Annotated in this window: 11 protein-coding genes; 6 read left to right on the top strand and 5 right to left on the bottom strand. The window is 66.5% G+C overall.

The annotated features are described in order from the left end of the window. Nucleotides 1-79: 79 nt before the first annotated feature. Nucleotides 80-1,720 (bottom strand): hypothetical protein, encoded by a 1,641-nt coding sequence (locus B9Y86_RS06065; RefSeq protein ID WP_085484076.1) that lies wholly within the window; start codon nucleotides 1,718-1,720, stop codon nucleotides 80-82. Continuing rightward, on the bottom strand, nucleotides 1,717-2,418 hold the full coding sequence (locus B9Y86_RS06060; protein WP_139824772.1) for an ABC transporter ATP-binding protein: 702 nt from the start codon (nucleotides 2,416-2,418) through the stop codon (nucleotides 1,717-1,719). The genes B9Y86_RS06065 and B9Y86_RS06060 overlap by 4 nt, the downstream gene beginning before the upstream one ends. 323 nt (nucleotides 2,419-2,741) lie before the next feature. Here B9Y86_RS06060 and B9Y86_RS06055 point away from each other — a divergent pair, with 323 nt between their 5' ends. The 5 genes from B9Y86_RS06055 to B9Y86_RS06035 all read left to right on the top strand — a co-directional run bounded on the left by B9Y86_RS06055 (nucleotide 2,742) and on the right by B9Y86_RS06035 (nucleotide 8,793). Next, nucleotides 2,742-4,040: an ABC transporter substrate-binding protein gene (locus tag B9Y86_RS06055; protein ID WP_244894656.1), complete on the top strand. Its 1,299-nt coding sequence runs from the start codon at nucleotides 2,742-2,744 to the stop codon at nucleotides 4,038-4,040. A gap of 135 nt (nucleotides 4,041-4,175) precedes the next feature. Further along, complete coding sequence (locus B9Y86_RS06050) at nucleotides 4,176-5,216, top strand: carbohydrate ABC transporter permease (protein ID WP_085484070.1); 1,041 nt, start codon at nucleotides 4,176-4,178, stop codon at nucleotides 5,214-5,216. Then, entirely contained in the window at nucleotides 5,213-6,124 is a 912-nt protein-coding gene (locus B9Y86_RS06045) for a carbohydrate ABC transporter permease (protein ID WP_085484068.1), read from the top strand. Before B9Y86_RS06050 ends, B9Y86_RS06045 begins: the two co-directional genes overlap by 4 nt. Nucleotide 6,125: 1 nt before the next feature. Next, the gene (locus B9Y86_RS06040) at nucleotides 6,126-7,613 is read left to right on the top strand and encodes a GH1 family beta-glucosidase (protein WP_085484066.1); all 1,488 of its coding nucleotides are present in this window, start codon (nucleotides 6,126-6,128) and stop codon (nucleotides 7,611-7,613) included. A gap of 103 nt (nucleotides 7,614-7,716) precedes the next feature. Then, on the top strand, nucleotides 7,717-8,793 hold the full coding sequence (locus B9Y86_RS06035; RefSeq protein ID WP_244894655.1) for a LacI family DNA-binding transcriptional regulator: 1,077 nt from the start codon (nucleotides 7,717-7,719) through the stop codon (nucleotides 8,791-8,793). Nucleotides 8,794-8,819: 26 nt separating this feature from the next. Here B9Y86_RS06035 and B9Y86_RS06030 read toward each other — a convergent pair whose 3' ends face one another. After that, on the bottom strand, nucleotides 8,820-9,467 hold the full coding sequence (locus B9Y86_RS06030; protein WP_085484062.1) for a hypothetical protein: 648 nt from the start codon (nucleotides 9,465-9,467) through the stop codon (nucleotides 8,820-8,822). Between the two features lie 74 nt (nucleotides 9,468-9,541). Continuing rightward, nucleotides 9,542-10,543: an SGNH/GDSL hydrolase family protein gene (locus tag B9Y86_RS06025; RefSeq protein ID WP_085484060.1), complete on the bottom strand. Its 1,002-nt coding sequence runs from the start codon at nucleotides 10,541-10,543 to the stop codon at nucleotides 9,542-9,544. Nucleotides 10,544-10,821: 278 nt separating this feature from the next. On the opposite strand from B9Y86_RS06025, the gene B9Y86_RS06020 reads away from it, so the two are divergent. After that, a complete protein-coding gene (locus tag B9Y86_RS06020) occupies nucleotides 10,822-11,538 on the top strand; it encodes a DUF3592 domain-containing protein (RefSeq protein ID WP_085484058.1) in 717 nt (238 codons plus the stop codon). A 111-nt stretch (nucleotides 11,539-11,649) separates the two neighbouring features. Here B9Y86_RS06020 and B9Y86_RS06015 read toward each other — a convergent pair whose 3' ends face one another. Further along, the gene (locus B9Y86_RS06015; RefSeq protein ID WP_085484056.1) at nucleotides 11,650-13,077 is read right to left on the bottom strand and encodes a hypothetical protein; all 1,428 of its coding nucleotides are present in this window, start codon (nucleotides 13,075-13,077) and stop codon (nucleotides 11,650-11,652) included. Nucleotides 13,078-13,358 lie beyond the last annotated feature (281 nt).

Raw genomic sequence — 13,358 nt, 5'->3', positions numbered from 1 at the left:
TTCGGCGCGTGCGGCTCGCACGTTCCGCACGTTCCGGCCCGCCAGTTCCGCCCCGCCCGTTCCGCCCGCATGAGCGGGATCACCGAACCAGAATCCGCCGCCGAGTCATCCATCCCACGACAACGCCGAGGCCCACGGCCGCCAGCACTCCCCCGATCGATCCTCCGGCGACACTCGCCGCCATCACCCCCACCAGAACGCACGAGAGAATCACCGCATCCGCCTGCCACGCTGCCACGACCAGCGCAGACGCATCACCCGCCGGCGTCGGCACGGGAGCCATCAGCTCCTGCGGCAACGGCCCCTTCGTCGAGTCATAGATCCGCACGAGAACGAGCAGCAGCACACCCAGCACAGCCGCGGCAAGCGCCGGCCACAGAGCAAAATGCCACAGCGCAAGGGACCACGGAGCTACGGACCACGGAGCCAGGCCCGACAAGACGGCCCCGACGACAACGCCGACCGCCGAGAACACCACGCCCCCGAACACCGGCAGCACCGCGTGCAACCCGATCAGACGCAGCGTCGACACACCGTACAGCGGAGGCGCCGACGCGACCTCGGCCGCGTGCCGGAATCCGTCGCTCCACACGCCCAGCGCGAGAAACCCCACGATCGCCGCCGCGCAGGCCGCGATCCACACCGCAACCCCGGATGCGCCGACCGCCACCGCGATCAGCAGACCGAACCCGAGGCATCCGGCGCACGCCAGAACGAAGCGCGCCGGCGTGCGCAGCGACCCCACGAGATCGCGCCGCGCGAACACCCCCACCAAGCCACCGCCACGACGACCGCCGCCGCGCCCTAGAGCCGCTAGCCCGCGCCCGCGCCGCGGCACCGCCCGGAACTCCCCCATCGCCATCGCGAGGTCCCCCGTGAAGGCGAGCGTTCCAGCCGCCTGCCAGCGCTGCGCCTGGGCCAGAAGCGCTGGCCCGCGAAGCCCATCGAGCAGCAGCGGAATCGCAGCAAGCGCCGCCGCCGCAAGCACCCCGAGTGCGCCGAGCGCGAAGCTCTGGCCGAGCGACAAGACATCGCCCGCGGGGAACACCGCTGCGATCCACCCCCACGGCAACACGGCAGAGACACCCGGCGCCGCCGCCCACAGCGCCCACGAAGCCAGAACCCCACTCACGATCGCCGCGCGAACCGCAGTCGACGCGCGCTGACCGAGCACCCAGCATCCGCCACACACGACACCGACGAGCGCACCCGCCCCCGCAAACGCGACCGCGCCGCCCACAGACGCGCTGCCCACGCTCACCAGAACGAGCGCGACCAGCAGAGCAGCAGCCGCGCCCGCCACCGCCAGCGCAAGCACCGCTCGCACCACCGGCCGCGCCATCGTGCGCCGCCTCGGATGCCCATTGCCTGCCACCGCGAGCGTCAGAAACGGCGTAAGCAGGGCCGGCCCGCGCACTCCGCCGAGCGCCACGAATGCCGCGCACCCGAGCGCGAAGACGGTTGCGCTGACGGCGGGGCCCACCGCCACGAGCACAGCGGATGCCGCCGGCTCGGCCAGATACAGAACGATGGTTCTCAGAATGGGCGCCACCACGATCGCGGCGACCATGACCCCGGCATACACGGCGTAGGCCACGTCGCCGCGCGAACGCCCCTCCGAGCGCGCCCGCCGGATCACACGAACCGCCCGCAGCACCGCCGCGGTCTCGCGGGCTCTCGGCGCGCGCTCTGGCCGGATGCTCGTGGTCGCCTCGGTCACGAGCCCTCGCCTGCCGGGTGGTCGGCTCGCGAGCCATCGGTCTCAGCTATGCCACCGCCCGCGAAAACGCCACCCAACCGAATCGACCGCGTCGCCACCGCATCGGCCAGCACCGCACTGTGCGTCGCGAACACCAGCGTGCGCCCCTCGGCGATCTCGCTCTGCAGAACCTCGCCCACAACGCCGAGCCGGTCGGAGTCGAGCCGCTGCTCCGGCTCGTCGAGCACGAGCACGTCATAGGGGCGCACCACCGCGAGCGCCAGCGCGAACAGTTGCGACTGCCCCGACGAGAGCTCGTGTGGAAACCTGCGCCTGAGCGCACCCAGCTGCCACCGCTCGAGCTCGTCCGCGGCGCGCTTCCGTGCGGCATCCACCGACTCGCCCCACGACGCGGCGACCAGCGCGAGGTGCTCTTCGAGCGTGAGGTCACGCGCCACGGGAGGCCGTCCGATCGATCCGCTGACCGCCTTGCGAAAGGCAGCGCTGCGCTCGTCGATAGCCGCCCCGTGGATGCGCACAGCCCCCGAGGTCGGTCGCGCCAGGCCGGCGAGAATCCGCAGCAGAGTCGTCTTGCCCGAGCCGTTCGAGCCGGTGACCGCGAGCGCCTCGCCCTGCGCTACCGAGAAGGAGACCGGCTCGAGCAGGGCGACATCGTCGATCGAGAGGGCACATTCTTCGACTTCGACGGCGCTGATCACGCTCTTCAGTATTGCGCAGCGCTCCATTTCAGGGAAAAGGGGCAGGCCGAGCGCGAAAACCACCTCTCCGGCCGATCGCCCCTGAATTGCAGCAGCACAGGCCACAAGCACGGAGTCGATTGGGGGCATCCGCCACCACCGCCCCACCACCGCCCCCCGAGGTCACAATTCCGCATCCGTGGGAACGGTTCCACGAAAACTCTTGACTCCCGGCGAACCGCGACCTAGTGTTTCTCGCAACCCATGGGAACGCTTCCACGGCCTGCGAACGGCCACGAATGAGAGCGCTCTCTGGCCCTGCCCACGCACACAAAGGAGTGACCGTGAAAACTTCACGACGAAAAATCGCCGCGTCAGTCGCCGGCGTCGCAACACTGGCATTACTCGCAACGGGATGCGCGGCATCCGGTTCGTCGGACGGCGGTGACGGCGGCAAGGTGACCCTGTCGATCACCACGTTCGGCACCATGGGCGTCGACGCCAACTACAAGAAGTACATGGAGGAGAACCCCAACGTCACCATCGAGGCGACCAACCTCGAGGGCGGCGGAGCGGCTCGCGACGACGCCTACGCGAAGATCGCGGCCGGCACAGGCCTCAGCGACATCGTCGCCATCGAAGAGGGCTGGCTCGGCACGATCGCCGAGGTCAGTGACTCGTTCGTCGATCTGCGCGACTACGGCATCGAAGACGAGAAAGACACGTGGCTCGACTGGAAGTACGCCCAGGGCACGGATGCCGACGGCCGGGTCATCGGCGCCGGTCTCGACATCGGCCCCCAGGGCCTCTGCTACCGCGGCGACCTGTTCGAGGCCGCGGGCCTTCCGAGCGAGCGCACCGCGGTCGCCGACTACTTCGGCGGCGAAGACGCCACGTGGGATCGCTTCTTCGAGGTGGGCCAGGAGTACAAAGACAAGAGCGGCAAGGCGTTCTATCACAGCCCCCGATTCTTCTGGAACTCCTTCGTGAACCAGCAGGAAGAGGGCTACTACAAGAAAGACGGCGAGACCCTCAACATCGAAGACAACGACGTTCTGAAAGACCAGTTCGTGAAGATCGTCGATGCAGAGAAGGCCGGACTCGGCGCGGGCCTGCCCGGCTGGGACGTCGGCCCCGAGGCCAAGGAAGGCAAGTACGCCGTGTACATGTGCCCGAGCTGGATGCTCGGCATCGTGCAGGGCTACTACGACGAGGGAACCACCGACAGCGGATGGGACTTCGCCGATGTTCTTCCCGGCGGATCGGCCAACTGGGGCGGCGCCTTCCTCGGTGTTTCCGAGTCGAGCGAGCACAAAAAGGAGGCCGCGAAGCTGGCTCTCTGGCTCGCTGCTCCCGAGCAGCAGGCTGCATCGTTCGAACTGGCAGGACCCTACCCGAGCACCGTCGAGGGCCAGAAGCTCGTCGCCGACACGAAGAGCGCCTTCTTCAATGACGCTCCCATCGGTGAGATCTTCGCTGCCCGCTCGGAGGGCGTCATCGCTCAGGTCAAGGGACCGGAGGACTCGAACATTCAGGACAACGTGTTCGGGCCGATCTTCGACCGAGTGAGCCAGGGCGAGATCACCGATGGTGAGACCGCCTGGAAGGAAGCGATGAAGCTGCTCGACCAGATCGTCGGCTAGCTTCCCCGCTCAACCCGGGGCGGCTCGACGAGACCGACAGGACCGACGGATGAACCGCACATCTGTCGCGGGCCTGTCGAGCCGCCCCTTCCCTTACCACCTGCACCCCGCGTCGCCTTTCGGATTGGCTCAAAGATGACCAGCTCCACCCTGACGAAACCGTCACACCCGTCGACACCGCCGAGGTCACCGAAACCGGCGAAGCCCGACCTGACCTTCAAGCAGAAGCTCGCCCGCTTCGACTACAGGGTCTCCCCCTACCTCTATATTGCGCCGTTCTTCATCCTCTTCGCGCTCATCGGCATCTTTCCGATCGCGTACACGCTGAACGTCTCGCTCTACGACTGGCACCTGCTGAAGGGCCAGGGCGACTTCGTCGGCCTCAACAACTACGTCGAGGTCCTCAGCGATCCGTTCTTCTGGAATGCGTTCCGCAACACGATCAGCATCTTCCTGCTCTCGGCCATTCCGCAGCTCATCATCGCCACGGGTCTTGCGGCCCTGCTCGATCAGGCGCTGCGCGGCAAGACCTTCTGGCGCATGAGCATCCTGTTGCCCTACATCGTGGCCCCGGTCGCCGTCGCCGTGATCTTCGCGCAGATCTTCAACCAGTACCACGGGCCCGTCGCCGGGCTCCTCGAGGCGTTCGGGCTCGAGCCCATCCGTTGGGCCTTCGACGTTCTGCCCTCGCACTTCGCGATCGCGAGCATGGTCAACTGGCGCTGGACGGGCTACAACGCGCTCATCCTGCTCGCCGCCATGCAGGCGATTCCGCGCGACGTCTATGAATCGGCCGCCCTCGACGGGGCGAACAAGATCCGTCGCTTCTGGTCGATCACGGTTCCCATGATCCGCCCGACGCTGATCTTCGTGGTCATCACGTCGACCATCGGCGGGCTGCAGATCTTTACCGAACCGAAGCTCTTCGACGGCCGCACCAACGGCGGCAGCGACCGCCAGTTCCAGACGATCGTGCTCTACCTCTACGAGCTGGCCTTCCCCCGTCGAGACTTCGGCCGAGCGTCCGCCACCGCCTGGATCCTCTTCCTCATCATCATTCTGGCCGGGCTCATCAACTTCGCCATCACCCGCGCCATCCGCACGGCCGACGCGAAACCGGTGCCCATCGCATCCGGCCCCGCGGCCGCGCAGCGAGCGAAAGGAGCGGCGTCATGACCGCGCTCATCACCACGCCGAAAGCAGATCCGGATGCGACGCGCCGGCTTCTCGACTCCGAGCGCCGGTCGCGCCGCAAGAAGGCCTACGAGCGCCCGGGCATGCTCAGCTATGCGCTGCTCGCCGCCTTCTTCATCGGCTCCGCGTTTCCGCTCTGGTGGTCGTTCGTCATCGGCAGCCGCCAGTCATCCGATACCAATCTCGTGCCCCCGGCCATCGTGCCCGGCCCGAACTTTCTCGACAAGGCCGCCGAGGTCTTCGCCACGGTGCCGTTCTGGCAGGCGCTGGCGAACAGCATCATCATCTCGGGCGCCATCACCGTCTCGGTGGTGTTCTTCTCGACGCTGGCGGGCTATTCGTTCGCCAAGCTGCGCTTTCGTGCCAGCAACGGCCTGCTGCTTGCGGTGATCGCGACCATGGCGATTCCCACTCAGCTCGGCATCATTCCCCTCTTTATGCTGATGGCGGAGTGGCACTGGATCGGCACCCTGCAGGCCGTGATCGTGCCCGGGCTCGTGACCGCCTTCGGTGTGTTCTTCATGCGGCAGTACCTGGTCGACGTGATTCCCGATGAGCTCATCGAGGCCGCACGCATGGATGGCGCGAGCATGTGGGGCACGTTCTGGCACGTCGCGGTTCCGGCCGCGAGACCCGCGATGGCCGTGCTCGCACTCTTCACGTTCATGGCCGCGTGGACCGACTTCTTGTGGCCGCTGCTCGTGCTCGGCCCGCGCAATCCGAGCGTGCAGACCGCGCTCGCCGCACTCAGCGCCAGCGGCGGGCAGACACCCGACAACTCGATGGTGCTCGCGGGCGCCGTGCTCAGCGTGATTCCCCTGCTCATTCTCTTCATCGTCGCGGGCAAGCAGCTCGTGGCGGGCATCATGCAAGGCGCAGTGAAAGGCTGACATGACCATCGACATCCTTCCCGATACCCGAGAGAGCCCCGAGGGCAACCCCGACTACCGGGATTCCGGTCTCGTCTTCGACACGGCATTCGTGATCGGCTCGGCCACGGCCTCGTATCAAATCGAGGGAGCTGTCACCGCCGATGGTCGCGGCACGTCGATCTGGGACACGTTCAGTGCAAAGCCCGGCGCGATCGTGAACGGCGACACCGGCGAGGTGGCCGACGACCACTACAACAGGCTCGAAGACGATCTCGATCTCATGGCCGATCTGGGGCTCGAGGCGTATCGGTTCTCGATCGCGTGGCCGCGCATCCAGCCTCTCGGCTCGGGCGCCGCCAACGAAGCGGGGCTCGATTTCTACAGTCGTCTGGTCGACGGATTGCTCGACCGCGGCATCCGGCCCATCGCCACCCTGTATCACTGGGATCTGCCGCAGGCGCTCGAAGATGCGGGCGGGTGGACGAACCGCGAGACTGCCTATCGCTTCGCCGAGTACGCCCGTCTCGTGGCGAGCGAACTCGGCGACCGGGTGCAGGTATGGACCACGCTGAACGAGCCGTGGTGCAGCGCGTTTCTCGGCTACGGCTCGGGCGCGCACGCGCCGGGCCGCGCATCCGGGGCCGACGCCCTTGCCGCGATGCACCACCTCAATCTCGCCCACGGCCTCGCGGTGCAGGTGCTGCGCGAGGTCGTGCCGAACGCCGAGGTGTCCGTCACGCTGAACTTCCATGTTCTTCGTGGAGACGACGAGAGCTCGCCGCAGGCCATCCGGCGTATCGATGCGCTGGCCAACCGGTCGTTCACCGGGCCGATGCTGGCGGGCGGCTACCCGGCCGATCTGATCGCCGACACCGCCGAGGTCACCGACTGGTCGTTCGTGCGCGCGGGAGACGCCGCGATCATTCACCAGCCGCTCGACTTTCTGGGCGTCAACTACTACTCCACGGCGAGGGTGCGCATGTGGAACGGCACGTCGCCGCGCGAGAACGCCGACGGGCACAAGGATGTCGGTGGGTCGCCTTGGCCGGGCAGCCTCGATGTCGAATTTCTCACGCAGGATGGGCCGTTCACCGCGATGGGCTGGAACATCGCCCCGGACGGTCTCGAGGAGTTGCTGGTGTCGCTGAGCTCGCAGTTTCCGGAGCTGCCGCTGATGATCACCGAGAACGGTGCGGCTTTTGATGATGAGGTCGTGGGTGGCGACGGCGGCGGTTTGAACGGCGGCGTCGACGGCGCTCGGGTGCATGATGCTGAGCGGCTCGACTATCTGCGGCGGCACTTCACCGCGGCCCATCGGGCGATGTCGCGGGGGGTCGATCTGCGCGGGTATCTCGTGTGGTCACTGCTCGACAACTTCGAGTGGGGCTATGGCTATAGCAAGAGGTTCGGCATCGTGCACGTGGACTACGCGACGCAGCAGCGCACGGTGAAAGACAGCGGGCGGTGGCTGTCGAAGCTCATCCGTTCGCACACGATTCCCGAATAAGCAGCCCTCGTTTGAAACTGACGAAAAGCCAATAAAGTGATGCAAGGCGCGGGCGTTCGCGCTTCTTATTCTTGTTTCGCCAGACAGATCGCAGGGCACCCACGTGACGACCGACATCCCCCGCGTTGAGCGTGCTGTGCGTGAGGTGTCGACCGCTCCTGCGGTCGCGACCCTCGAGGCGGTGGCCGCTCTGGCGGGCGTCTCGAAGTCGACGGCGTCGCGCGTGATCAACGGATCACCCCGGGTCACAGAGCAAGCGATCACGCGGGTGAACGCGGCGATCGCGCAGCTGCACTACGTGCCCAACCGCGCCGCCCGCAACCTCGTGCGTCGCCGCACCCAGATGATCGCGATGGTGATTCCGGAGCGCACGGCGGCGTTCTTCGCCGACCCCTACTTCGCCGAGGTGATTCAGGGCGCGGCCATGTATGCGTCGACGACCGACTACACGCTCACGCTGCTCATCGAGAGCGAGGCAGACGCCGAGAAGACGCACCGCTTTCTGCAGAGTGGAAGTGTCGACGGAGCCCTGCTGCTGTCGCACCACAGCTCGTCGGCCACCTACCTCGAGCTGTCGCGCTCACTGCCTGTGGTCTTCGGAGTGCGACCCGTCGACGACCTCGAGTTCGAGGCGCACACGGTCGATGTCGACAACGTCGCGGCAGCGGCGATTGCGACGCAGCACCTGGTTGATCGCGGGCGCACGCGCATAGCGACGATCACTGGGCCTCTCGCTGCGACGGCCGCGCGGGACCGCTTGGCGGGGTGGCGTTCCACGCTCGAGGCGGCGGGGCTCGCGTCAGGCTCCGCCTCCGAATCTGCTCTCGAACTGGTCGAAGAGGGCGACTACACCCCGGCCAGCGGAGCGGCAGCAGTCGAGCGCTTGCTCGCCCGCGGACTTCCGTTCGACGGCCTCTTCGTCGCCTCGGCCCAGATGGCGTCGGGTGCCCTGTCTGTTCTGCGGGAGCACGGACTCTCTGTACCGGGCGACGTTGCCATCAGCACGATCGACAACAACTCCTTCTCGACCGACACGAAGCCGCAGCTCACGACGGTCGACCTGCACACGTCAGAGAAGGGCGCGGAGATGGTGAAGGCGCTGCTGCAGCTGATCGCGGGCGAAGCGGTCGAGCGCGAGACGTGGATCCCGATCGAGCTCGTGCAGCGCGATTCGGCCTAGGGGCGGCTGCTCCGTCAGTCAGCCGCTCAGGAGGGAAAGAGCGTGGCCACGATGTCGTCTGTGTAGCCGACTGGCGCGAATTCGACGTACGACGTGGCGATCCACAGGCCTCCCCCGATGAAGTGCGTCTCTCCCCACGACGCATAATCATCGGTGCGGTCGATCTCGCAGCGAATGCCTGCGCGCTGCGGGGAGCAAGTGAATCCGGCTGCCGTCATGTCCGAGAGCAGAACTGATTCCTCGTCGCCATCGGTGAGGCTGATGGATGTGGCCAGCCCGCTACCGCTGCCGCCGCCCGGCGACACCCAGAAGCAGTCCAGCCGCTCTTTGGTCTTGAGCAAATCGATCAGAGCCGGCTCGGTAGAGCCCAAGGTGGCTTGCCCCGGGGTGGCCGTCCACTCAGGGTTGAGGGCGATGCCCGGTGTCGATCCGAGCTTGTCGAGGTATGCCGGGCTGTAGATCGACTCGCAGTTTCTCGGCAGCGCGGCGGCGCGGCCTCCGGTTTGGGCGCCGGATGCCTCCGGATCATCAGTTGCCGAGGGTGAAGCGCTCGCCGCAGGTGTCTTGCTGGGCTCACCAGTAGCCGAGGGAGCGTTGCCGACTCCCGCGGAGCATCCGGTCAGCGTCGCCAACGCGAGTACGAGAACGGTCGTCAGCCAGAGAGGACGTGTCACGCATTCACCATAGCGGCGGGGCCGCCATCGTCGGGGGTCGGAGATCCCATCCGAGCCCCGACGATGGCGGGTTCTTAGTACCCGGCTGCGGTGATCGCGTCGTACGTCTGCGTCGCCAGGAAGGTCGCTCCCACGAGGTTGGGGTGCAGCGACGCCGGGTTCACCAGGGGGCCCGTATCAGCGCTGTTGAACGCGATGCCGTTGATGTACGAGCTCGGTCCCTGCGGGCACATGCTGTGCGAGACACTCGCGGGCAGGTTGTCGACGAACGTCACACCCGCGTCAGCTGCCTGCTCGGCAATCGTCTGGTTCAGCTGCACCTCAACGGAGTGCAGGTATGCGACATCGGTCGCGGTGAACGAGACAGAGGAGGGCTCTGTTCCCAGGTCGGTATAGCAGCCCGCTGCAGGGGTGCTGGCGGCATCCGGGAACAACGACGGGTAGCCGACCACGAAGATCTGAGCGTTCGGGGCCGCCTTCTTGATGGTCTTGAACGTCGACTCGAGGTGTCGCGCCACCTTGTCGGCGATGTTCTTCGATAGTGTGTCGACGCCCTTCTTCATGTACTGCTCTGTGCAGTTCGGGTCTTTGAAGTCTTGGTTGCTTCCGGCGACCGGCCCGTCTGCCGACGTGGCGACGCACGACCGGATCACCGGGGCGAAGCCCGCGTCGTTGCCGCCGATGGTCACGGTCACGATGTTCGTGCTGGCGTTGAGGGCGGATGCCTGAACCGGGATGGACGTCGCCGCACCGGATGCATCCGTAACGGACTGCGGGTTCTTGCTGATGTTCTCTGTGACTGCGCCGGAGCACGTCATGTCGGTGAGGTTGTAGCCCAGCTTGGCGGCCAGCTGGTGCGGGTAGTCCTCAGCGGTCTGGTTGCAGCCAGCGGCCGGCTGCCCGGTCGGCGTCGCCAATCCCTGGCCTGCGGCGTACGAGTCACCGAGGGCGACGTAGTTCACCGTTGCATGGGAATCGGTGGTCGCGGCCGTCGCGCCGGCCGCGGGAACCACCGCCATAGAGGCAGCGAGAAGCAGCACCGCGGCTACCCCCGAACGTTTGATGGAACTGTTCACGTTGATCTCCTTCTTTACCCTCGCACGAGGGTCGCGAGAAGCGCCCCGGTGGCGCGACGGTTGATCATACGATCGTCTAACTAAAATTGGCACCGTGAGGTTGGCGCATCACGCCGGACTTTCAGGTTGGTAAACAGCCACCCCGTCGGGTCTACCTGCACACCTCGGCGTAGGCCTGCGCTCCAACTCAGGCTCGACCGGGGCACCGAGCGCGAAAAGGCACTCAGACCACGATTGATCCTGAATTGCAGCGCGATAATGTGGCAGCAGGAGGCCCCATGAGCACCGTCGATCCTTCACTCGCCCGAATTCAACGCACGCCGCGACGCCCCAGCCTCGGCCGGGTCATCTTTCTGCTCATCGTTCTGCTGGGCGGCGGCTTCGGTCTCGGCTACGGATGGGGCGGCTTCGGACTGTTCGACGGCATGGGCGAACCGCCGTGGCAGTCGATCGTCGGCGCGATTGTCGGGCTGATGATCACCATCCTCGGGTCGATCGGATGGTCGTGGACGGTAATGAAGAGAGCTGACGTCGGCATCGGCTACGGTCTCGCAGCGTGGTTCATCGGCGGCGGAACCGGTCTGCTCATCGTCGCGCAGCCGAGTGGCTCTCCCCCACTGGCAGCGATGATCGCCGCTGCGCTTCTCGCACTCGGGGTGCTCTTTCTCGTGCTCGGCCTGGTCGCGGCGATCAGTCGACGGCGACAGAGCTCACGCGACGAACGCACGATGCGCACCGGAACCCTCACCGCCGCCACCGTCAGCAACAAGGGCTACGACTTCTTTCGCGAGAGCCCACGCATTCTGACGACCGTCACCTTCACCTTCGTCGACCGGCAGGGGACCCAACGCTGGGTGCAGAAGACCATGGTGATCGAGCAGAGCGACCCCGTGGTCGACGGCCAAGAGACACGCCTCTGGTACGACGCGGCCAATCCGGGCGATGTGCGAGGCATCGTGGTGGAGCTGGCGCGCGAACGGCAGATGCGCCACTAGGCGCCCAGCGCGCTGATCGAGTAGCTAAAGGCCGCCCGACGCTAGGCGCTGATCGAGTAGCCGAAGGCCGCCCGCGGCCGACGCGTATCGAGATCACCGACCACTGTGCACTCAGCACCGCCCCTGTGCCGTGATGCTCAGCCCGTCGGCCGTGCCGCGAATGGTCGTCTGTTGCACTGGCGCGGTCGTCGATGCAGTGCCGAAAGCAAGTCGGCCCATCGCACCGCCCGCCGGCGACATCCCCGCGGCCTTCCATGAGTCCGTGATGGCGGCGTAGGCCGCGTCGGCGGTTTTCGCGACCTCGAAGACCGGAATCACGACCGACCCCTCCACCCGCAGGCCCGAATCGATCCCCTCGGCCTGGCATGCGACCGTCTGGATCGTCGGGGTGCCGCGGATTCCGGCGATGTCGCCCGCGGCATCCAATAACTGGGCGATGGCGACCTGGTCGTTCGCCACCCGCGCGGCCTGCTCGTCGGGCGTCTCTGGTGCGGGAGGAGGGGGCGGTGGCGCCGGAGCGGGCGAAGGCGTTGGCTTGCGCGCATCGTCGGGAGCCGGCGACCCGGCAGGCAGCCCCACGAAGCCGTCGACATTTACGCGTGACATGTCTTCGGGATACACCGTGACGTCGAAGGATGACCGGGGCATCGCGGCGTCGAGAGCCTGCGGATCTGCAAACGCCTCCAGCTCCGAGGCCACCGTCGCCTGAGTCTGCTCGTCGTTGACGCCGACCGACAGGGCGGGCCGCCATCCTGACCCGTCCGCTCCAAACTGCTGCCCGTCGGTCGGCTGCACACCGGTGAAGAAGACGGATGCGACGCCCGGCTCTGCAGTCAGCCTCCCGATGAGGCCGAGAATCTCGGGCGAAGGAGATGCGGCATCCATCGTCACCCTGGTCGTGTTGTGTGGTTCGTCGCTGGCCGAGTAGAGCACCGTCACAGAGGCGAGGTCGCCGACCCCAAAGTCAGGCAGCTGGCGCACGGCGGTTGCTGCCGCGGGAACATCGGTCGAACTCGCCACCCCGATCGAGGTCGGGTTGTGCAACCGGCCCAGTTCGATTGACGAGACGGAATCGATCGAGGCAATCTGCTCGGCCGTCGTAACGAGCTGGCTCGCCGGAGGCGCATCGGAACTTCCGCCGTCGACAGGGAGCGAGATCGTGGTGCCGACTCCGTGCGCTCCGATAGAAAGGTGCAGCTGGCCGTCCACTGGCACGATCCGCTTGACCGCATCTATGCGATCCGCCACTGCATCCGCCAACCCAGGCAGGTCAGCTGCATTCGACTTCGTCTCGACCGAGATGCTCGCGTACCAAGCCGAGGCATTCGAGAGCGGGCCGCCATCCATAAGGTCGTAGGGCGTGACATTCGAGGTGACGGATGCGACGCCCGCCGTCGAGCGCAGCTCGGTAACGGCATGGTCGACGGCGCTTGAGACGACGCCGGGCGGCTGTGGCTTGAGGAGCGAGCAGCCGGATGCTGTGAGGGCGAGGATGGCTGCGAGGGTGGCGGCCACGATGGGTCGGGAGCGCTTCGCCATTGTGCGCCGCCTCTCCGTCATAACGGCACCCTAGTCATTTGGGCTGTGGGCGGTCGATGACGATCTGTGACGCTAATGGTTGCGCGGGTTGCTGGCGAAGGAGTTGGGCGAGAGAGGTGGGTTTCGATTGAGCTTGTGGAGAGCGGATCGGCGTAGGTCAAACAACTAAGCACCGGACTTCACGCGCAAACAACCACCAACGCCCAGGCACAAACCGTTGAGAGCATCAGGTTGATTGCTTGCAAGTCGGCTCGAAATACCCGAATTAGGTCGCCCTCGTT

Origin of the sequence: Agreia pratensis (genome assembly GCF_900177685.1) — a bacterium.
GTDB classification, from domain to species: Bacteria; Actinomycetota; Actinomycetes; order Actinomycetales; family Microbacteriaceae; genus Agreia; species Agreia pratensis.
This window is presented reverse-complemented; position numbering and strand designations above follow the sequence as displayed.

Excerpts from the sequence above, each read along its gene's own strand:
- B9Y86_RS06050 (WP_085484070.1), top strand. The coding sequence starts at position 4,176 with ATGACCAGCTCCACCCTGACGAAACCGTCACACCCGTCGACACCGCCG.
- B9Y86_RS06045 (WP_085484068.1), top strand. The coding sequence starts at position 5,213 with ATGACCGCGCTCATCACCACGCCGAAAGCAGATCCGGATGCGACGCGC.
- B9Y86_RS06040 (WP_085484066.1), top strand. The coding sequence starts at position 6,126 with ATGACCATCGACATCCTTCCCGATACCCGAGAGAGCCCCGAGGGCAAC.
- B9Y86_RS06020 (WP_085484058.1), top strand. The coding sequence starts at position 10,822 with ATGAGCACCGTCGATCCTTCACTCGCCCGAATTCAACGCACGCCGCGA.
- B9Y86_RS06015 (WP_085484056.1), bottom strand. The coding sequence starts at position 13,077 with ATGGCGAAGCGCTCCCGACCCATCGTGGCCGCCACCCTCGCAGCCATC.